We start from the raw sequence: 18,523 nt of genomic DNA, 5'->3' as shown, positions 1-18,523 counted from the left end.
CGCCCGCCGGCCGGGCACAGCCCGCGCAGCGCTTGACCGGATTTTCCCGGGCCTCTACAATGACTGGTTAACAGTGGAGCACTTTTGCCAATTAGCGCAGCAGGGATGGCCCGGCGGATGCCCGCTGGGCTTTGTCGTTTTTAGAGGCACTCATCTTTAGGCACTCATCTTTAGGCATTCATTGGGGGGCAAAGCCGGAATGATGGAAGGTCCGATTCTCGAAGGTTTGACGTTTGACGACGTGCTGCTGCTGCCGGGGAAATCGTCGGTGCTGCCGGCGGAGGTGGACACCCGGACGTGGTTCACGCGCAAGATCCCGCTGAACGTGCCCCTGGTCTCCGCGGCCATGGACACGGTGACGGAGTCGCGGCTGGCCATCGCCATCGCCCGGCAGGGTGGCATCGGCCTGATCCACCGCAACATGGCGCTGGACCGCCAGGCCGAGGAAGTGGACCGCGTGAAGCGCTCGGAGAGCGGGATGATCGTGGACCCGGTGACCATCTCCCCGGACATCACCCTGCGCCAGGCCCTGGAGATCATGACCAAGTACCGCATCTCCGGACTGCCGGTCACCCGCGGCACGCGGCTCACGGGCATCCTCACCAACCGCGACCTGCGCTTTGAGAAGAATCATTCGCTGCCGGTCAGTGCGGTGATGACCAAGGAAAATCTGGTCACCGTGCCGGTGGGCACGACGCTCGAGGAAGCCGAGCGCATCCTGCAGAAACACCGCATCGAGAAACTGCTGGTGGTGGACAAAGACTTCAACCTCAAGGGCCTCATCACCGTCAAGGACATCCAGAAGAAGCTGGAATTCCCGCGCTCCGCCAAGGACGACCATGGGCGGCTGCGGGTGGGCGCCGCGGTGGGCGCCACCGGGGATTACCTGGAGCGCGCCGTGGAGATGTCCAAGTGCAATGCCGACGTCCTGGCCATCGACACCGCGCACGGGCACACCGACCGGGTGATGAACGCCATTACCGAGATCCGCAAGCGGCTGCCGGAGATGCAACTGGTGGCGGGCAACGTGGCCACCTACGAAGGGGCGAAGGACCTGATCGCCCTGGGCATTGACGGCATCAAGGTGGGCATAGGCCCGGGCTCCATCTGCACCACGCGCGTGGTCACCGGCGCGGGCGTGCCGCAACTCACCGCGATCATGGAAGTGGCGCGCGCGGCCCAGGCCACCGGCGTGCCGGTCATCGCCGACGGCGGCATCAAGTATTCCGGCGATGTGTCCAAGGCCATCGCCGCGGGAGCCTCCTGCGTGATGATCGGCAGCCTCTTCGCCGGCACCGAGGAATCCCCCGGCGAGACGATTCTCTACCAGAGCCGAACCTTCAAGTCCTACCGCGGCATGGGCTCGATCGGCGCGATGGAGGCCGGCTCCGCCGACCGCTACGCCCAGGAAACCGCGGAGCGCGGCAAAAGCGTCCCGGAAGGCGTGGAAGGGCGAGTGGCCTACAAGGGCCCGCTGTCGGCGCTGACCGACCAGCTGGTCGGCGGCCTGCGGAGCGGCATGGGCTACGTCGGCGCGGCCACGCTGCCGGAGCTCGCCGCGAAGGCGCGCTTCGTGCGCATCACCTCGGCGGGGCTGCGCGAAAGCCACGTCCACGACGTCATCATCACGCGCGAAGCGCCAAATTACCGGATGGAGGAGTAAACACGCGACTCCGCCGGGCTTCGTGGAACCCCCGCGCGGCGGAGCCCGCAGGTCGAACGCCCCGCCGGTCCTCGTTTCCGTCTCCCGCAAAGAAAAAAGCCCGCCCCGGCGAACCGGAGCGGGCCTGCCAGTGTTCCCGAAGCGAGCGTCAGCTCTTGCCGGCCGCTTCCTTTTCGGTGGTCTCTTCCTTGCGCGCCGCCTTCTTCTCTTTCTTCTTGAACTCGTAGCCCACGAGCTCGAGAATGGCGACCTTGGCGCCGTCCCCGACGCGGATGCCGCCGGGAATGATGCGCGTGTAGCCGCCGGCGCGGTCGGCGAACTTGGGCGCGATCTCACTGAAGAGTTTGTGGGTGACGGCGGGGGTCATGAGGTAGGCCGCCGCCTGGCGCCGCGAATGCAGCGTGTCCCGCTTGCCCATGGTGATGATCTTCTCCGCCACCGGGCGGGCCGCCTTGGCGCGCGTCAGCGTGGTGGTGATGCGCCCGTGTTCGAACAGGTTGGTGACCAGATTGCGCAGCGTCGCGCGGCGATGCCACGGATTGCGTCCCAGTTTCGATCCCGATTTCAGATGTCTCATGTCAGATCCCTTGCCGCCTTACAGGCCCATCGATTCTTCGGTCGCCGGCGGCGCCGTCTGGCTCGGAAGCGGCGGCCAGATGATCCGGCCGTGCTCGTCGAACTTCATGCCCAGGCTCAAGCCCATCTTGTGCAGGATTTCCTTGATTTCGTTGAGCGATTTGCGGCCGAAGTTCTTGGTCTTCAGCATCTCGTTCTCGCTCTTCTGCACGAGCTCGCGGATGCTCTGGATATTGGCGTTCTTCAGGCAGTTGTAGGAACGCACGGAAAGCTCCAGCTCCTCGACCGAGCGGTCCAGGTGCTCGAGGCGCGGGTCGTTGGCGGCCTCTCCGACCACCTCGGGAAGCTCCGTCTGCTCTTCGAAATTGATGAAGATGCTCATGTGGTCCTTGACGAGCTTGGCCGCCAAGCCGATGGAATCCTGCGGGGTGATGGCCCCGTTGGTCCACACTTCCAGCATTAGCTTCTCGTAGTCCGTCATCTGGCCGAGGCGCGCCGATTCCACGGCGTAGTTCACCTTGCGCACCGGCGAGTGGATGGAATCCACGGGGATGTAGCCGATGGCCAAATCCTCGTCGAAGTTGCGGTCCGCGGCCATGTACCCGCGCCCGTTCTTCACGCGCATCTCCACCTGCAGCTTGCCGCCTTCGCTGACCGTGGCGATGTACACGCTCTTGTCCAGGACCGCGAAGTCCGCGTCCTCTTCGATCATCGCGGAAGTCACGGGGCCGGGATTCTCCACGTTGAGATAGATGGTCTTGGGCAGGTCCGTGTTCAGCTTGATGGGCACCTGCTTGAGGTTGAGGATGATGTCCGTGGCATCCTCGACCACGCCGGGAATCGAGGAAAATTCGTGCAGCACGCCCTCGATCTTCACCGCGGTAATGGCCGCGCCTTCGATGGAGCTCAGCAGCGCGCGCCGCAGCGCGTTCCCCACCGTCGTGCCCCATCCGCGTTCAAACGGCTGCGCGGTAAAACGGCCGTACTTCTCCGTAAGCGACTCCAACTCGGCCGCAAGACGCTTCGGCTTTTGAAAACCCTTCCACATCGTTGCCTTCCTTCTGTCCGGCAGCACCGGACCCCGCGGACTGGCGCAGCGCGCCGTTGTTTCTGTTATTTACTTCGAATACAGCTCGACGATGAGCTGCTCGTTGATCGGCGGCGTCTGCACGTCATCGCGCTTGGGCAGGGCCACGACCTTGGCCTTGAAGTGCTCGCGGTCCTGCTCCAGCCAGGGGACGGCGCTCTGGCTCTGCGCGACGTTGCGCGCCTCCAGGACCATGGCGTTCTCGTGCATCTTGTCCTTGAGCGCGATCTCCTCGCCCACGCTCACCAGGTAGGAAGGAATGTTCACCTTCCGCCCGTTGATCCGCACGTGGCCGTGCAGCACCAGTTGGCGCGCCTGCGTCCGCGAGGACGCCAGCCCCGCACGCCACACCGCGTTGTCCAAGCGCCGCTCCAGCATCACGATCAGGTTTTCGCCGGTGGGACCCTTGGCGCGCTCGGCCTTCTCGAAATAGTTGCGGAACTGCCGTTCCAGCAGCCCGTAGGTGCGCTTGACCTTCTGCTTCTCGCGCAACTGCAGGCCGTAGCCGGCGACCTTGGGGCGCCGCGACTGCCCGTGCTGCCCCGGAACGAAGTTGCGCTTCTCAATCGCGCACTTCTCGGTGAAGCAGCGCAGCCCCTTCAAAAACAGTTTCTGCCCTTCCCGGCGGCACAGGCGGCAGATTGCATCTCGGTGTCTTGCCAACTTCTTTTCTCCTTCCCCGACTTTCTCGGGTTGGACAGGCATTTTTGCCTGCCCTCCTCAAACTTTTGTTCTGTGCTTACACGCGGCGGCGTTTCGGCGGACGGCAGCCGTTGTGCGGAATGGGGGTGACATCGCGGATCACCACGATGTGCAGCCCCGCCGCAGCCAGCGCGCGCACGGCCGACTCGCGTCCCGATCCCGGCCCCTTCACGCGCACTTCCACGCTCTTCATTCCGTACTGGTCGCGCGCCGTGCCCGCCGCACCCAGCGAAGCCTGCTGCGCCGCGTAGGGCGTGCCCTTGCGCGAGCCCTTGAAGCCGATGGCTCCCGCCGAGGACCAGCACAGCACCCGGCCGTCCGGATCGGCGATGGTGATCTGGGTGTTGTTGAACGTCGCCTGAATGTGCACCAGACCGTGCGGAACGGTGCGCCGTTCGCGCTTCTTCTTGAATTCCTTCTTGCGCTTGGCGACCGGTTTTCCGCCTGCTGCTGTCTCCGGCGCCGCGCCCTGTTGTTCCTTTGCCACGTGTGACTCCGTTTCTCTCGATCTTCCGCCGTGGCCCCGGCTCGGGCCGGGGCCAGGCTTGCTTCTTGTTGCCGGCGGCGCTGCCGCCGCCGCGCAACTTAACCCTTCTTGCCGGTGACCTTCTTCTTCGCCGCCACCGCGCCGCGCCGCGGACCCTTCCGGGTGCGCGCGTTGGTGTGCGTGCGCTGTCCGTGTACCGGCAGGTTGCGGCGGTGCCGCACCCCGCGGTAGCACTGAATTTCGATCAGCCGGCGGATGTTCATCTGGATCTCCTTGCGGAGATCGCCTTCCACGCGGCCTTCCTTTTCGATTTCCTGGCGGAGGTGGTTGACTTCCTCCTCGGTCAGGTCGCGCACCTTTTTGGTATGATCCACGTGCGCCTTGGCGCAGAGTTCCTTGGCGCGGTGCTGGCCGATCCCGTAGATCGACGTCAGCCCCACCCAGATCCGCTTCTGCACCGGAAGATCTACACCTGCAATACGTGCCATTCGTTCTCCTTAGCCCTGGCGCTGCTTGTGCTTGGGGTTGGTGCAGATCACGCGCACCACTCCGCGCCGGTGAATCACCTTGCACTTGTCACAAATCTTTTTTACCGAGGACCGCACTTTCATACTCGCTCGCTCCTGCCGGAACTCTACTTGTACCGGTATACGATCCGCCCGCGGGTCAGGTCATACGGCGACAATTCCACCGCGACCTTGTCTCCCGCCAGGATGCGGATGAAGTTCTTGCGCATCTTGCCGGAAACATGCGCCAGCACCTGGTGCTTGTTCTCCAGCTCCACGCGAAACATGGCGTTCGGCAGCGGCTCGATCACCGTGGCCATGACTTCGATGGCATCCTCTTTCGGATTGCCCGAGTCGCCCTTCTTCTTCTCTGTGTCGTAGCGTTTCGCCATACGCCCCTAATTACCCTACCATGCCGGGCCGGTTACATCCCGCGGCCTGGTCAAGATCCACGGCCCGCTGGCCGTCACCGCGACGGTGTGCTCAAAATGCGCGGAAGCGCTGCCGTCCGCCGTTTCCGCCGTCCACTCATCCCGCATGCGCACATCCGGCTTGCCCGCGTTCACCATCGGCTCCACCGCGATGACCATGCCTTCCTGCAACCGCGCGCCGCGTCCCGGCTCGCCGTAGTTCGGCAGGTTGGGCTCGTCGTGCATCTTCGTGCCAATGCCGTGGCCCACAAACTCGCGCACCACCGAAAACCCGTTCTGCTCCACCAGGCTCTGCACGGCGTGCCCCACGTCGCCCAGGCGGTTACCCGGCCGCATCTTGTCGATGGCCAGGTCCAAGGCGTCCCGGGTCACATCCAGCAGCTTCTGCAGTTCCGGCCGGATTTTCCCGACCGCCACGGTCACCGCCGAATCCCCGTAGTACCCGTCCACTTCCATCCCGAAATCGATCGAGATGATGTCTCCCTCGCGCAACTTGCGCTTCGCCGAGGGAATCCCGTGAACGATCTCGCTGTTCACCGACGTGCACAGCACGCAGGGATAACCGCGGTAACCCTTGAACGCCGCGTGCCCCGGCTTGCCGGCGATGCGCTCCTCGGCGAACTTCTCGAGGTCCATGGTGGTCAGCCCCGGCGCCACGATCTTGCGCAGCGCCGTCAGCACGTCCCACACCAGCAACCCGGCGCGGTGCATCTTTTCCAACTCTTCCGCGCTGCGCAGATGAATGGCCATCGCTTCACCGCGCTTTGCGCAGAATCTCCATCACCCGGCGCGTCACGTCCGGCACTTCCGCGGCCGCGTCCACATCCGCGAGCAGGCCCTGCGACCGGTAGTACTCCACCAGCGGCGCCGTCTGTTCCTCGTAGGCCTTCAGCCGCGGCCCGATCACTTCTTCGCGGTCATCCGGGCGCTGCACCAGCTCGCCACCGTCGTGATCGCAGCGGTTGGCCACCTTCGGCGGGCGCTCGTACACATTGTAAATCTCGCCGCCCACCAGGCACATCCGCCGCCCCGTCAGCCGCTTCAACAGCAGCCCCGGATCCACCACAAAGTGAATCACCGCGGGCCGCCCGAAACCATCCTGCTTCAGCAACTCGCCCAGCCACTTGGCCTGCGCTTCCGTGCGCGGGATGCCGTCCAGCACGAAACCGTGCGCGCAATCCCGCCGGGAAATCCGCTCTCCGATCATGCCCATCACGATCGGGTCCGGCACCAGCCCGCCGCTCTCCATGATGGGCTTGGCCTGCAGCCCCAGGGGCGTTCCCTTCTCGACGTGTTCCCGGAACATGTCCCCCGTCGAGAGGTGCGGCGCTCCATAGAGCCGCGTAATCTCCTTCGCCTGCGTCCCTTTGCCGGCCCCGGGCGGTCCGATAAAGATCACCGCGCGGTCGAGCTTCTCGAGGGGGCGTATCTTCAATTGTCCGGCTTCGGCCAAGCCGCTCTCCTCGATCACCGCCGGCTACGCACCCGGCCCTTTCGTGCAAACCCTTCGTAATTGCGCATGACCAGCTGGGCCTCGAGCTGCTGCACCGTGTCCATGGCCACGCCCACGACGATCAGCAGCGAAGTTCCGCCGAAATAAAATTGCACGCCCAGCCCTTCCAGAATCCAGCGCGGGAAGTGCGCGTCAAACCACGGCCCGACCATCCACAGGTGGTGCAGCTTGATGCCCGCGATCATCCACTCCGGCAACAGGCAGACCATCGCCAGGTACACCGCACCGATAAACGTCAGCCGCTTCAGAATCCGGCTGATGTGCTCCGAGGTGTTGCGTCCCGGACGGATCCCGGGGATGAAACCGCCGTTCTTGCGCATGTTGTCGGCCAGCTCGGTCGGATTGAAGACGATCCCCACGTAGAAAAACGCGAAGACCAGAATCAGCGTGACATAGACCGCCGTATACAGGGGTTCGCCCCACCGCAGCCAGTCCCCGATGTCCTTAATAAACTTGTAGTGCGGGAAGACCAGCGCCGCGGTCGCCGGAAAGGCCAGCAGCGAGCTCGCAAAAATCGGCGGAATCACCCCGCCGGAATTGACGCGCAGCGGCAGGTAGGTCATCTGCCCGCCGAGCACCTTGCGGCCCACCACGCGCTTGGCGTACTGCACCGGAATGCGCCGCTGCCCGCCCTCCACGTAGATGATGAAGGCCACCACCGCGATCATCAGCCCGATCAGCAGCAGCAGGGCCAGCGGAGTGAACGGCCCCCAGGCCGCCGTCTTGGCTTTTTCGTAGAGGTCCGCAATCGCCCGCGGCAGCCCGACCACGATGCCCACGAAAATGATCAGCGACATGCCGTTGCCGATTCCGCGCTCGCTGATCTGCTCCCCCAGCCACATGATGAAGGCCGAGCCAGTGGTCAACGTCAGGACGGTCATCAGCATGAACGCCGCGCCGGGATGATAAACCAGCGACTGCCCGCTCATGGTCTGCGCCTGCAGGGTCGAGGCGATACCGACCGACTGGATGATGCTCAGAGCGATGGTCATGTACCGCGTGTACTGCGTAATCTTGCGCCGTCCCAGCTCGCCTTCCTTCTGCAGGCGCTCCAGGTAGGGAAAGACCACCGTGAGCAGCTGCAAAATGATGGACGACGTGATGTAGGGCATGATGCCCAGGGCGAAAATCGTCAGGCGGCGGAAGTTGCCGCCGCTGAAGAGATCGAAAATCCCCAGCACCGAACCCTTGCTCTGCTCGAAGAGCTGCTGCAGCAGCGCGGTGTTGATCCCCGGGGTGGGAATGTGCGCGCCGATGCGGTACACCGCGAGCAGCGCCAGGGTAAACAGCAGCCGCTTCCGCAGGTCCTCGATGCGGAACAGATTCGCCAGTGCCTGTAGGAATTGGTTCATGCGCGCCCTAGGCCACGACCTCGAAGGTTCCGCCCGCGGCGGTGATTTTCTGCTTGGCGGACTCGCTGAAGGCCTGGGCGTGCACAGCCAGCTTGGTCTTCAGTTCGCCTTCGCCCAGAACCTTGATAGGGTCCGTGGCCCGGCGCACGAAACCATGCGCGCGCAGCAGTTCCGGGGTCACCGTGTCGCCCGCCGAAAACACGTTCAGCTCTTCCACGTTCACCACCGAAAACGCCTGCCCGAACGGGTTGTGAAAGCCGCGCTTGGGCATGCGCCGGTGCAGGGGCATCTGCCCGCCTTCAAAACCCCGCCGCCGCTGATAGCCGGTGCGGGCCTTCTGGCCCTTGTTGCCCCGGCCGGCGGTCTTGCCGAGCTTCGAGCCCATGCCGCGGCCCACGCGCACCTTGCGCCCGCGCGAGCCCTGCGGGGGCTTGAGGTTCGACAGGCTTACCGGCCTGCGGCTGCCTGCTTCTTTTTTGCGCTCGCCCGTCTGTTTGGTCGCCATCTCCGCCCCTTACTCCACCACAACCACGAGGTGCCGGACCTTGTGAATCATCCCGCGCACTTCGGGGGTATCCTGCCGCTCGACGACGCGGTTCATCTTCCGCAGTCCCAGACCTTTGATGGTCTGCCGGATGTCATCCGTGCTGCCGATATCGCTCTTGACCCACTTGACCTTCACCGTGCCGGCCGGTTTTTTCTCGCCCGTCATGCGCGTTCTCCCGCCGTTTTCTGCTTGCCCGTCAGTTCTTCCACGGTCTTCGAGCGCGTTTCCGCGACCTGCGCCGCGTCCTTCAGGCTGAGCAGCGCCGCGAAGGTGGCCTTGACCACGTTGTGCGGGTTCGAGGTGCCGATGGACTTGGTCATCACGTTGGTAATTCCCGCCACCTGCATCACCTTGCGCACCGGACCGCCGGCGATCACCCCCGTGCCTTCCGAGGCCGGCTTCAGGAGCACCTGCGCCGAGCCGTAGCGCCCCAGCACCTGGTGCGGGATGGTGGTGCCCTTCATGTTCAGCTTGATCAGGTTCTTCTTGGCCTGCTCGATGCCCTTCTTGATGGCCATGGGCACTTCGCGCGCCTTGCCCATGCCGAAGCCGGCATGCCCGTGATGGTCGCCCACGACCACGAGCGCCGAAAAGCTCATGTTCTTGCCGCCCTTGACGACTTTCGTGACGCGGTTGATCGCGATCACGTCGTCTTTGAGGTCCGCTGGGTTGACTTCCAGCAGCCGCCGTACCGCTAGGCTATCCCGTAAAATTTGCTTGGACATAGGTTAGAACTGTAACCCCGCTTCCCTTGCCGCATCGGCCAGCGCTTTTACGCGGCCGTGATATTTGTAGCCACCCCGATCAAACACAACCTTGTCGATCTTCGCGGCCTTGGCGCGCTCGGCCACGACCTTGCCGATCACTTTGGCCGCGGCGATGTTGCCGCCGCCCTTGAGCTGCTTCTTGGTCTCTTTGTCCACGGAACTCGCGGAGACCAGCGTGCTTCCCGTGCGGTCGTCGATGATCTGCGCGTAGATGTGCCCCAGCGAGCGGTACACGCACAGCCGCGGCCGCTCCGGCGTGCCTTGCACCTTCATGCGCACGCGCTCATGCACCCGCCGGCGGTGCTCGTCGCGCGAAATCCTGCGTACCGATATCCTAGCCACGTTCGCTTCTCCTTACGCGCCGGCCTTGGCTCCGGCCTTGCCGGCCTTCTTCTTCAGGCGCTCGCCGGTGATGCGCACGCCCTTCTGCTTATAGGGATCCGGCGGGCGCAGCGCGCGGAGATCCGCGGCCACCTGCCCGACCTGCCCTTTATCCGCGCCGCTGACCACCAGGTGCGTCTGCTTCTCCACGGTGATGGTGATGCCTTCGGGGATCGGAAACACCACCGGGTGGGAGTAGCCCAGCGCGAAGTTCACCGCCTTGCCCTTGAGTTCCGCGCGGTAGCCGACGCCCACGATGTCCAGATCCTTCTTGAAGCCCTCGGTCACGCCGCGGACTGCGTTGGCCACCAGCGCCCGCGCCAGTCCATGCACCGCGCGGTGCTGTTCGGTGGCTCGCGTGGCCGTCAGCACGCCTTCTTTCTGCGCAAATTGAATGCCCGCCGGAAGCGGCACCGCCAGCTTGCCCTTCGGCCCCTGCACTTCGACACGGCCCTCCGGCAGCGCCACTTTCACGCCGCTCGGCACCGGAATCGGTTTATTCCCGATACGTGACATCGTCTTGTCCTCGTCCTTCGCTGGCTACCACACTTCGCAGAGTATTTCGCCGCCGACGCGGGCTTTGCGCGCGGCCCGGCCGCTCATCAGGCCCTTGGGGGTGGTCACGATGCTGATCCCCAACCCGCCCACCACGGGCTTGATCTCCAGAGCTCCGGTGTAGCGCCGCGCGCCGGGCTTGGAAATCCGCCGCAGGCCGGTAATCACGCTTCTGCGGTCCGGCGTGTACTTCAGGAAAATGCGCAGGGTTTTGCGCACTTTGTTCTCGTCCACCATCTTGTAGGTGGCGATGTAGCCTTCGTCCTTGAGAATGCGCGCCATCTCCACCTTCAACTTGGAGGCCGGCACATCCAGCCGGGCGTGCTTGGCGGCCACCGCGTTGCGGATGCGCGTCAGAAAATCGGCAATCGGATCAGTCTGCATCGTATGGTCCTTACCAGCTCGCTTTCACTACCCCGGGAATCTCGCCCCGCAGGGCCATGCCGCGGAAGCAGATGCGGCACAGTTCGAATTTACGGATATAGCCCCGCGCGCGCCCGCACAGCCGGCAGCGGTTGCGCACCCGCACCTTGAACTTGGGCTTCTTCTTGGTCTTGGCAATCTTGGCTGTACGCGCCATTCGCTATCCTTCCTTCGCTACGCTGGCCGTGCGCAGCGGCACACCCAGCAGCTTCAGCAGCTCGCGGCCTTCTTCGTCGTTCTTCGCCGTGGTGGTCAGGGTGATGTTCATGCCCTTGATCTTGTCCACGCGGGTGTAATCGATCTCCGGAAAGACGAGCTGGTCCTTCAGCCCCAGGGTGTAGTTTCCCCGGCCGTCAAAGGCGTTGGAGGGCAAGCCCTTGAAATCGCGCACGCGCGGCAGCACCACGTTGCACAAGCGGTCCAAAAATTCGTACATGCGCTCGCCGCGCAGGGTCACGGCGCAGCCGATGGGCATGCCCTTGCGGATCTTGAAGTTGGCAATGGACTTCTTGGCCCGCGTCTGCATGGCCCGCTGCCCGCTGATCTGCCCCAGCTCCACCGCGGCCGTGTCCAGCAGTTTCACGTTCTGGCTGGCTTCGCCCAGCCCGATGTTCAGCGTGATCTTCTGCAATTTCGGCACGGCCATGGGGTTCTTCCACCCGAAGCGCTTCATCAGCGCGGGCACCGCTTCCTTCCGGTAACGTTCCTGCATTCGGCTGGTCATGGATTTCTTCGCCTCGCTCCTACTTGTCCAGTGTCGTCGCGCAGCGCCGGCACGAGCGCGTCCGAGTGCCATCGGGCATCGCGGTGTGTCCCACCCGGGTGTGCTTCCCGCACGAGGGGCAGACAAGCATCACGTTGGAGACGTTGATCGGCGCTTCCTTCTCCACGATGCCGCCCTTGATGTTCTTCCCCGGATTGGGCCGCGTGTGCCGCTTGATCAGGTTGGCGTGCTCGACCACCACGGCGTTCTTCTTGGGAAGGACGGAGAGCACCCGCCCGGTCTTCCCGCGGTCGCGCCCGCTCATCACCTTCACCTGGTCGCCCTTGCGGACGCTGAAAACGTGTCGTTGTGCTTCCTGTTTGCTCATAGCCATGTCCTACCACACTTCCGGAGCGAGCGAGACGATCTTGGTGAATTTCTTGTCCCGCAGCTCGCGCGCCACCGGCCCGAACACGCGCGTACCCACCGGCTCGTTCGCGTCGTTGATCAGCACCGCGGCGTTATCGTCGAAGCGGATGTACGTGCCGTCCTTGCGCCGCCGTTCCTTGCGCATGCGCACGATGACCGCTTTCACGACGGTTCCCTTCTTGATCGGGCTTTCCGGCGTGGCTTCCTTGACCGCCGCGGTCACGATGTCGCCGAGTCCGGCCTTCAACCCCGCATCGCCGCCGATCGGCAGAATACACATCAGCTTCCGCGCGCCGGAATTGTCGGCCACCGTCAGCCAGGTTCGCATCTGAATCATTGTTCGGCTCCCCTGTCTTCCCTTACTCCGCCGACGTCTTGCGGGTCAGCACTTCCGCGAGCCGCCAGCGCTTGAGCCGCGAGAGCGGGCGCGAGGCGATGATGCGCACCGTGTCGCCCTGCTGCGCTTCGCGCTGCTCGTCATGCGCGTAAAACTTTTTGGAGATGCGCACCACGCGATGGTACTTGGGGTGCTTCACCAGCCGCGCCACCTCCACCACGATGGTCTTTTGCATCTTCGCGCTGGTCACCTTGCCCACCAGCTCCTGCCGCTGATGGCGCTCCGGCGTTGCCTGTGTTCCACTGGTCATTGCGAATTCCTCGATTTCTCCAGGTCCCGCTCGCGCAGCAGGGTCTTCACGCGGGCCAGGTCCTTCTTGGCCTGGCGCAGCCGCTTCAGCGCTTCGGCCTGTCCGGTGGACATCTGGAACCGCAACCGGAAGACCTGCTCGGACAGCTCGTGCTGCTGCAGTTCCAGTTCTTTCGCATCCGCTTCGCGGAGCTTCTCGATACGCCGCGGCATCTCTAGAGCCCTCCCGCGCGGTTGACAAACTTGGTCAGAATCGGCAGCTTGTGCGCTGCCAGCAGCAGCGCTTCCTTGGCCGTCGCTTCGTCAACCCCCGCCATTTCGAACATGATGCGCCCGGGCTTGACCACCGCCACCCACTTCTCCGGCGCGCCTTTGCCCTTGCCCATGCGCGTTTCGGCGGGCTTCTTGGTGAACGGCTTGTCCGGGAAAACCCGGATCCACAGCTTGCCGCCGCGCTTGATGAACCGCGTGATGGCCACGCGCGAGGCTTCGATCTGCCGGTCGGTGATCCACGCGGCTTCCAGGGCCTTCAGCCCATACTCCCCGAACGCCAGGCTCCCGCCGCGCCACGCTTTCCCCGAGCGGCGCCCGCGCTGCTGCTTGCGGTACTTTACTTTCTTGGGCATCAACATCGTTGTGGTCTCGCTTCCTCAGTCCCTGTGCGCTTTCGTCCCTACACCGCGGCGGGCGCGGCGGCCCGCTCGCGGGTGCGCTGCACGCCGCGTTGCGGAACGTTCTCGCCCTGATAGACCCAGCACTTCACCCCGATGACCCCGTAGGTGGTGTAGGCCTGCGCGAAGCCAAAATCGATGTCCGCGCGCAGCGTCTGCAGCGGCAGCCGCCCCTGCAGGTACCACTCCTTGCGCGCGATTTCCGCGCCGTTCAGCCGCCCGGCCACGCGCACCTTGATCCCCTTGCAGCCGAAGCGCAGCGCCGAATCCACGGCCTTGCGCATCGCCCGCCGGAAAGCGACGCGCTTTTCCAGCTGCAGCGCGATCGATTCCGCCACCAGTTGCGCGTCCAGCTCCGGACGGTGCACTTCCTGGATGTCGATGTGCACCTCGCGCTTGGTGCGTTTCTGCACTTCCTGCTTCAGCTTGTCGATCTCCGAGCCCTTGCGCCCGATGATGATGCCCGGGCGCGCGGTGTAGATGCGCACCACCAGCTTGTTCGCGGCGCGCTCGATGTCGATCGAGCTGATGCCCGCGGACTTCAGGCGTTCCTTCAGCTCGCGGCGCAGTAGCGTATCTTCGTACAGCAGGTCCGCGTAGTCGCGGTCGGCGTACCAGCGCGATTTCCACGGCTTGTTGTAGCCCAGTCGAAACCCGTACGGGTGTGTCTTCTGTCCCACTCTGGCTCTCCTTACTTCTTGCCCTTCTTCGGCGCTGCCGGCTTGCCCACCAGGGCCTTGCGCACACGCCGCGCGGCGCCCCGGACGCCCTTCTGCGATTCGGCTTCCGCCGCCGCGGCCGCCACGCGCTCCCGCGCGGCCACGTGATGTTCGCTCACGCCCAGCCAGAGGTGCGCCGTGCGTTTCTGGTAGCGGAACGCGCGGCCCATCGGCGCCGGGCGCAGCCGCTTCCAGCGCGGCCCTTCATTGATAAAACACTCGGTCACATACAGCGCGTCTTCGTCCAGCGGCGTCCCGGCGTTGTCGGCCTTCACCTGGGCGTTGGCGATGGCGCTGTCGAGAACCTTCTCGATCTGCCGCGCCGCGCGCTTCGGCGTAAACTTCAGGATGCGCTTGGCGGCGTTCACGTTCTGCCCGCGGATCAGGTCGATCACCAGCCGCGCCTTCTGCGGCGACAGGTGCACGTAGCGCAACAGCGCGTGCGCTTCGATGGATGCGGATTGCGTGGTCACGTCAGCCATGGCTTATGCCTTCGGCGCTGCGGGTGCTGCTGCCGCGCCGCCTCCTGCGGGCGCCGGTCCCGCCGCCCTCTCCAGCGCCGCCTTCACGGCGTGGCCCTTGAAGGTGCGCGTCGGCGCAAACTCTCCCAACTTGTGCCCGACCATCTGCTCGGTCACGTACACCGGGATGAACTTCCGTCCGTTGTGCACCGCGATAGTGTGCCCGATCATCTCCGGCACGATCGTCGAACGGCGCGACCACGTCTTTACGACCTTTTTTTCATTCCGCGCGTTCAGGCCGTCGACCTTTTCGCGCAGGTGGCCGTCCACAAACGGCCCTTTCTTGAGTGAACGCGGCATTGCTCTCTATTCCTCCACGCGGCGCAGCCGCCCCCACTGCGCGCGACGAATCTTCTTAAATCCCCGCACCGGTCCCGGCACGCGGTGCGACTGCGGGCAGAACGGGCAGACAAAGCGTGTGCCCTGCGCGTGCGGCGCGCGCTCCACCACCACTGACCAGCCCGGCTTGCAAAGCCGGTACAGCACCGGCTCCGGGGGCTGCACCACCGGCTTGGCGGCCGCCTTGACCGCCGTGCGCTTGACCGCCGTGCGCTTCACCGTCCGCCCTGTTGTGGAACGACTTGTCCGTGTCGCTCGCATCGCTTCTCTCTCAGCGGGCCGCCTCACTGCGCCGCCCGTTCTCTTCTTCAACCCTTGCGCCGCTGCACGATCATCTTGTCCGTGCGCTTGTTCTGCCGCGTCTTGGCTCCCAGCGTCGGGAAGCCCCACGGCGTCTGCGGGTGGTTGCCCTTCACGCGGCCTTCGCCGCCGCCGTGCGGGTGATCCACGGGATTCATGGCCACGCCGCGCACCGTCGGGCGCTTGCCGTGCCAGCGCGTGCGTCCCGCCTTGCCGTAGGTTACATTCTCGTGATCCACGTTGCCCACCTGGCCGACCGTGGCCATGCAGTCCACCGAAAACTTGCGCACTTCCCCGGACGGCAGCTTGACCAGCGCCAGATCGCCTTCCTTGCTCAACAGCTGCGCCGAGCCCCCCGCCGAGCGCACCACCTGCCCGCCGCGCCCGGGGTACAGTTCCAGGTTGTGCACCATGGTGCCTGGCGGAATGTGCCGGAAGGCCATGGCGTTGCCCGGCAGAATGTCCGCGCCCTCGCCCGTCGTCACCGTCATTCCCACTTCCAGTCCCACCGGATGCAGGATGTAGCGCTTGTCGCCATCAGCGTAATGCAATAGCGCCAGCTGCGCCGAGCGGTTCGGGTCGTATTCGATTGCCGCAACTTTGGCCGGGATCCCGGTCTTGTCGCGCTTGAAATCGATCTTGCGGTACTGCTTCTTGTGCCCGCCGCCGCGATGCCACGACGTTACTTCACCATGATTGTTCCGGCCGCCGGAGCGCTTCTTCGGTTCGAGCAGCGCCTTTTCCGGCTGCTCTTTCGTAATGGCGCTCTTGTCCAGGACGGTAATGAACCGCCGCGACGCCGTGTATGGGTTAAAGCTCTTGAGTCCCATCGTTGCCTCTTGTCCTCTGCACGCCCGCGCCCTCGCGGGAATTCCCTACAGGTTCTCCGCGTACTCGATCATCTTCTCGCCCTCGGCGAGCTTGACGTAGGCTTTCTTCCAGTCGCGCCGGTAGCCTTCCGACTGCCCACGGCGCCGCATCTTGCCGAAGAAATTGGCGGTGCGCACGCCCGCAACCTTCACCTTGAAAATCTGCTGCACGGCTTCCTTGATCTGGGTCTTCGTCGCCTGCGCGGCGACTTCGAAGACCACCGTGTGCTGCGTTTCCTTCACGCCCAGCCCTTTTTCCGTGATGATCGGCCGGCGGATGATCTGAAATTGCGTCATGGCCATGGCTTAGTCCTTGCCCTTCGCCTTGTGCGAAGACTTGGCCGGCTTGGCGGCCTTCTTCGCCGCGGGCTTTTCCGCCTTCTTGGCGGCCGCCTTCGGCGCCGCTGCCTTCTTCTCCGGGGCCGCCGAAACATTGGCTGCCGGCGCCGGAGCGATGGTCGCCACCAGCCCCGCTTCCACCGCCGGCTTCTCCGGATTCAGCGTGCGGCTCAGCCGCGCCGCGGCATCCTTGGAACAGATCAGCCGGTCATGCCGCAGCAGGTCGTAGGGCTGCAGCACGTGCGGCGCCACCAGCTTCACGCCTGCTAGATTGCGGCTGGCCAGTTGCAGGTTGCGGTTCTCGCCGCTTTCCACCAGCAGAATGGTCTTCTGCCCGTTCAACTTGTCCAGCGTGGTGCGCAGCGCCTTGGTCTTGTTGGTTTCCAGCGCCCAGCCGTCCACGATCGTCAGCTTCTGCTCCGCCAGCTTCTCCGACAGCGCCGAGCGCAGCGCGCCCAGCACCATCTTCTTCGGCAGCGCGTAGCTGTAATCCCGCGGCTGCGGCCCGTGCACCGTGCCGCCCTTGCGCCAGATCGAGGAGCGGATGGAGCCCATGCGCGCGCGGCCCGTGCCCTTCTGCTTCCAGAGTTTCTTGCCCGATCCCCGCACCTCGGAGCGCACCTTGGTCTTGTGCGTCCCCGCGCGCTCGCCGGCCAGGTACCACCGCGAGGCCTCGTGCAGAAGATGCGCGTTCACCTTCGCGGCAAACACGCTGTCCGCCAGATCCACCTGGCCGACTTTCTTCCCATCCAGATTGACGACATCCACGACCGGCATAACGTTTTCGCTTTCCTTTGCGCCCAGCCCCGCTCGCTTGCGGGCTGTGCGAGCCTCTTACTTAGCCTGCTTGACCTTGCGGATCAGAATGACCGCTCCGCTCGGGCCCGGCACGGACCCGCGCACCAGCAGCAGGTTTTCCTCCGCGTCCACTTGCACCACTTCCAGGTTCTTCGCCGTCACCCGCGCATGTCCCATGTGTCCCGGGAAATGCTGGTTCTTCCAGACGCGCGAGGGAAACGAGCTGCCGCCGATGCCGCCCGGCGCCCGGTGATGCATCGAGCCGTGCGTCGAGTCGCCGCCGCGGTAGTGCCAGCGCTTCACGCCGCCCGCAAATCCCTTGCCCTTGCTCACGCCGGTGACGTCCACCAGCTCGCCCGCCGTGAAGCGGTCCACCAGCACGCGGTCGCCGGTCTTGGTCTCGTCGGCCGATTCCTCGATGCGCACTTCGCGCAGCACCTTCATCGAAGCCACGTTGGCCTTCTTGAAGTGCCCGGTCATGGCCTTGGTGACCCGCTGCGGCTTCACGAACTCCACCAGCCCCAGCTGCGCTGCGTCGTAGCCGTCCTTCTCTTTCGTGCGCCGCTGCACCACCACGCACGGCCCGGCCTGCAGCACCGTGCACGGCACCGCCGTGCCGTCTTTCTGGAACACCTGCGTGGTGCCCAGCTTGATTCCGATGATCCCGTTCACTGCCATTCGCGTCTCTCTTCCCGCCGAAGGTTCTTTCTGCCTTACTTCGCCGCGTGCCCGAAGGCCTTGATCTCCACATCCACGCCCGGCGGCAGATCCAGCTTCATCAGCGCGTCCACGGTGTCCGGCGTCGGCTCGAGAATGTCGATCAGCCGCTTGTGTGTGCGCATTTCGAACTGCTCGCGCGATTTCTTGTCCACGTGCGGCGACCGCAGCACCGTCCAGCGGTTGATCGTGGTCGGCAGCGGAATCGGCCCGGCTACGTCCGCGCCGGTGCGCTTCGCGGTCTCCACGATCTCCCGGGTGGACTGGTCCAGAATCCGGTGGTCGTACGCCTTGAGGCGAATGCGAATCTTGTCACCCTGTCTCATCATGGGTTTACTCGATTATCTCCGAGACCGCGCCGGCGCCGACGGTGTGCCCGCCTTCGCGGATGGCGAAGCGCAGCCCCTTCTCCAGCGCCACCGGCGTGATCAGCGTGATCTCCGCCGAAATGTTGTCCCCCGGCATCACCATCTCCACTCCCG

At 64.7% G+C, this 18,523-nt stretch carries 33 protein-coding genes and 1 pseudogene; 1 reads left to right on the top strand and 33 read right to left on the bottom strand.

The annotated features are described in order from the left end of the window. Positions 1-199 precede the first annotated feature (199 nt). Positions 200-1,663 carry an IMP dehydrogenase gene (gene guaB / locus LAN61_15890; GenBank protein MBZ5541997.1) on the top strand — a complete coding sequence of 488 codons (1,464 nt, stop codon included), beginning with the start codon at positions 200-202 and terminating at the stop codon, positions 1,661-1,663. Between the two features lie 148 nt (positions 1,664-1,811). On the opposite strand, the gene rplQ is transcribed toward guaB, so the two are convergent. The 33 genes and pseudogenes from rplQ to tuf form a co-directional block, all read right to left on the bottom strand. Next, positions 1,812-2,240 carry a 50S ribosomal protein L17 gene (gene rplQ / locus LAN61_15885; GenBank protein MBZ5541996.1) on the bottom strand — a complete coding sequence of 143 codons (429 nt, stop codon included), beginning with the start codon at positions 2,238-2,240 and terminating at the stop codon, positions 1,812-1,814. Positions 2,241-2,258: 18 nt separating this feature from the next. Beyond that, on the bottom strand, positions 2,259-3,287 hold the full coding sequence (locus LAN61_15880) for a DNA-directed RNA polymerase subunit alpha (protein ID MBZ5541995.1): 1,029 nt from the start codon (positions 3,285-3,287) through the stop codon (positions 2,259-2,261). Positions 3,288-3,356: 69 nt separating this feature from the next. Then, on the bottom strand, positions 3,357-3,989 hold the full coding sequence (gene rpsD / locus LAN61_15875) for a 30S ribosomal protein S4 (protein MBZ5541994.1): 633 nt from the start codon (positions 3,987-3,989) through the stop codon (positions 3,357-3,359). A 76-nt stretch (positions 3,990-4,065) separates the two neighbouring features. Next, the gene (rpsK, locus tag LAN61_15870) at positions 4,066-4,515 is read right to left on the bottom strand and encodes a 30S ribosomal protein S11 (protein ID MBZ5541993.1); all 450 of its coding nucleotides are present in this window, start codon (positions 4,513-4,515) and stop codon (positions 4,066-4,068) included. Between the two features lie 98 nt (positions 4,516-4,613). After that, positions 4,614-5,003, bottom strand: coding sequence for a 30S ribosomal protein S13 (gene rpsM, locus LAN61_15865; protein ID MBZ5541992.1), 390 nt, complete (start codon positions 5,001-5,003; stop codon positions 4,614-4,616). Positions 5,004-5,012: 9 nt separating this feature from the next. Further along, complete coding sequence (rpmJ, locus tag LAN61_15860; protein MBZ5541991.1) at positions 5,013-5,126, bottom strand: 50S ribosomal protein L36; 114 nt, start codon at positions 5,124-5,126, stop codon at positions 5,013-5,015. Between the two features lie 23 nt (positions 5,127-5,149). Next, positions 5,150-5,413 carry a translation initiation factor IF-1 gene (gene infA / locus LAN61_15855; GenBank protein MBZ5541990.1) on the bottom strand — a complete coding sequence of 88 codons (264 nt, stop codon included), beginning with the start codon at positions 5,411-5,413 and terminating at the stop codon, positions 5,150-5,152. Positions 5,414-5,428: 15 nt separating this feature from the next. Then, positions 5,429-6,202 (bottom strand): type I methionyl aminopeptidase, encoded by a 774-nt coding sequence (gene map, locus LAN61_15850; protein MBZ5541989.1) that lies wholly within the window; start codon positions 6,200-6,202, stop codon positions 5,429-5,431. A gap of 4 nt (positions 6,203-6,206) precedes the next feature. After that, a complete protein-coding gene (locus LAN61_15845; GenBank protein MBZ5541988.1) occupies positions 6,207-6,851 on the bottom strand; it encodes an adenylate kinase in 645 nt (214 codons plus the stop codon). Between the two features lie 68 nt (positions 6,852-6,919). Further along, positions 6,920-8,317: a preprotein translocase subunit SecY gene (secY, locus tag LAN61_15840; GenBank protein ID MBZ5541987.1), complete on the bottom strand. Its 1,398-nt coding sequence runs from the start codon at positions 8,315-8,317 to the stop codon at positions 6,920-6,922. 7 nt (positions 8,318-8,324) lie between these two features. Continuing rightward, on the bottom strand, positions 8,325-8,822 hold the full coding sequence (gene rplO, locus LAN61_15835; GenBank protein MBZ5541986.1) for a 50S ribosomal protein L15: 498 nt from the start codon (positions 8,820-8,822) through the stop codon (positions 8,325-8,327). A gap of 9 nt (positions 8,823-8,831) precedes the next feature. Next, positions 8,832-9,029, bottom strand: a complete 198-nt coding sequence (gene rpmD / locus LAN61_15830; GenBank protein MBZ5541985.1) for a 50S ribosomal protein L30 — start codon at positions 9,027-9,029, stop codon at positions 8,832-8,834. After that, positions 9,026-9,589, bottom strand: coding sequence for a 30S ribosomal protein S5 (rpsE, locus tag LAN61_15825; GenBank protein ID MBZ5541984.1), 564 nt, complete (start codon positions 9,587-9,589; stop codon positions 9,026-9,028). The genes rpmD and rpsE overlap by 4 nt, the downstream gene beginning before the upstream one ends. A 3-nt stretch (positions 9,590-9,592) precedes the next feature. Then, a complete protein-coding gene (gene rplR / locus LAN61_15820) occupies positions 9,593-9,964 on the bottom strand; it encodes a 50S ribosomal protein L18 (protein ID MBZ5541983.1) in 372 nt (123 codons plus the stop codon). 21 nt (positions 9,965-9,985) lie between these two features. After that, positions 9,986-10,528 carry a 50S ribosomal protein L6 gene (gene rplF / locus LAN61_15815; GenBank protein ID MBZ5541982.1) on the bottom strand — a complete coding sequence of 181 codons (543 nt, stop codon included), beginning with the start codon at positions 10,526-10,528 and terminating at the stop codon, positions 9,986-9,988. Between the two features lie 24 nt (positions 10,529-10,552). Then, complete coding sequence (gene rpsH / locus LAN61_15810) at positions 10,553-10,951, bottom strand: 30S ribosomal protein S8 (GenBank protein MBZ5541981.1); 399 nt, start codon at positions 10,949-10,951, stop codon at positions 10,553-10,555. A gap of 10 nt (positions 10,952-10,961) precedes the next feature. Then, positions 10,962-11,147, bottom strand: coding sequence for a type Z 30S ribosomal protein S14 (locus LAN61_15805; GenBank protein ID MBZ5541980.1), 186 nt, complete (start codon positions 11,145-11,147; stop codon positions 10,962-10,964). A 3-nt stretch (positions 11,148-11,150) separates the two neighbouring features. Further along, positions 11,151-11,714, bottom strand: coding sequence for a 50S ribosomal protein L5 (gene rplE / locus LAN61_15800; GenBank protein MBZ5541979.1), 564 nt, complete (start codon positions 11,712-11,714; stop codon positions 11,151-11,153). A 19-nt stretch (positions 11,715-11,733) separates the two neighbouring features. After that, positions 11,734-12,087, bottom strand: coding sequence for a 50S ribosomal protein L24 (gene rplX, locus LAN61_15795; protein MBZ5541978.1), 354 nt, complete (start codon positions 12,085-12,087; stop codon positions 11,734-11,736). Between the two features lie 3 nt (positions 12,088-12,090). After that, the gene (gene rplN / locus LAN61_15790) at positions 12,091-12,459 is read right to left on the bottom strand and encodes a 50S ribosomal protein L14 (protein ID MBZ5541977.1); all 369 of its coding nucleotides are present in this window, start codon (positions 12,457-12,459) and stop codon (positions 12,091-12,093) included. Between the two features lie 22 nt (positions 12,460-12,481). Next, positions 12,482-12,769 (bottom strand): 30S ribosomal protein S17, encoded by a 288-nt coding sequence (gene rpsQ / locus LAN61_15785; protein MBZ5541976.1) that lies wholly within the window; start codon positions 12,767-12,769, stop codon positions 12,482-12,484. Next, on the bottom strand, positions 12,766-12,981 hold the full coding sequence (rpmC, locus tag LAN61_15780; protein MBZ5541975.1) for a 50S ribosomal protein L29: 216 nt from the start codon (positions 12,979-12,981) through the stop codon (positions 12,766-12,768). The genes rpsQ and rpmC overlap by 4 nt, the downstream gene beginning before the upstream one ends. A gap of 2 nt (positions 12,982-12,983) precedes the next feature. Beyond that, positions 12,984-13,400, bottom strand: coding sequence for a 50S ribosomal protein L16 (rplP, locus tag LAN61_15775; GenBank protein MBZ5541974.1), 417 nt, complete (start codon positions 13,398-13,400; stop codon positions 12,984-12,986). 41 nt (positions 13,401-13,441) lie between these two features. After that, positions 13,442-14,119 carry a 30S ribosomal protein S3 gene (gene rpsC / locus LAN61_15770; protein ID MBZ5541973.1) on the bottom strand — a complete coding sequence of 226 codons (678 nt, stop codon included), beginning with the start codon at positions 14,117-14,119 and terminating at the stop codon, positions 13,442-13,444. Between the two features lie 149 nt (positions 14,120-14,268). Next, positions 14,269-14,640 (bottom strand): annotated as a pseudogene (rplV, locus tag LAN61_15765) (50S ribosomal protein L22). 3 nt (positions 14,641-14,643) lie between these two features. Next, positions 14,644-14,979 carry a 30S ribosomal protein S19 gene (rpsS, locus tag LAN61_15760; protein MBZ5541972.1) on the bottom strand — a complete coding sequence of 112 codons (336 nt, stop codon included), beginning with the start codon at positions 14,977-14,979 and terminating at the stop codon, positions 14,644-14,646. 6 nt (positions 14,980-14,985) lie between these two features. After that, positions 14,986-15,237, bottom strand: coding sequence for a hypothetical protein (locus LAN61_15755; GenBank protein MBZ5541971.1), 252 nt, complete (start codon positions 15,235-15,237; stop codon positions 14,986-14,988). Positions 15,238-15,326: 89 nt separating this feature from the next. Then, complete coding sequence (gene rplB / locus LAN61_15750; GenBank protein ID MBZ5541970.1) at positions 15,327-16,148, bottom strand: 50S ribosomal protein L2; 822 nt, start codon at positions 16,146-16,148, stop codon at positions 15,327-15,329. Between the two features lie 45 nt (positions 16,149-16,193). Next, entirely contained in the window at positions 16,194-16,490 is a 297-nt protein-coding gene (locus LAN61_15745; GenBank protein MBZ5541969.1) for a 50S ribosomal protein L23, read from the bottom strand. Between the two features lie 3 nt (positions 16,491-16,493). Then, on the bottom strand, positions 16,494-17,303 hold the full coding sequence (gene rplD, locus LAN61_15740; GenBank protein ID MBZ5541968.1) for a 50S ribosomal protein L4: 810 nt from the start codon (positions 17,301-17,303) through the stop codon (positions 16,494-16,496). A 57-nt stretch (positions 17,304-17,360) separates the two neighbouring features. Beyond that, positions 17,361-18,002: a 50S ribosomal protein L3 gene (gene rplC, locus LAN61_15735; protein MBZ5541967.1), complete on the bottom strand. Its 642-nt coding sequence runs from the start codon at positions 18,000-18,002 to the stop codon at positions 17,361-17,363. A gap of 35 nt (positions 18,003-18,037) precedes the next feature. Next, the gene (gene rpsJ, locus LAN61_15730) at positions 18,038-18,367 is read right to left on the bottom strand and encodes a 30S ribosomal protein S10 (protein ID MBZ5541966.1); all 330 of its coding nucleotides are present in this window, start codon (positions 18,365-18,367) and stop codon (positions 18,038-18,040) included. A gap of 7 nt (positions 18,368-18,374) precedes the next feature. After that, positions 18,375-18,523 (bottom strand): elongation factor Tu (gene tuf, locus LAN61_15725; GenBank protein ID MBZ5541965.1); only part of this gene is annotated, 149 nt, incomplete at its 5' end.

The organism is Terriglobia bacterium (assembly GCA_020072785.1).
GTDB lineage: Bacteria > Acidobacteriota > Terriglobia > Acidiferrales > UBA7541 > Acidiferrum.
Note: the sequence above shows the minus strand (reverse complement) of the source record. Positions and strands in the feature narration are given on the sequence as shown.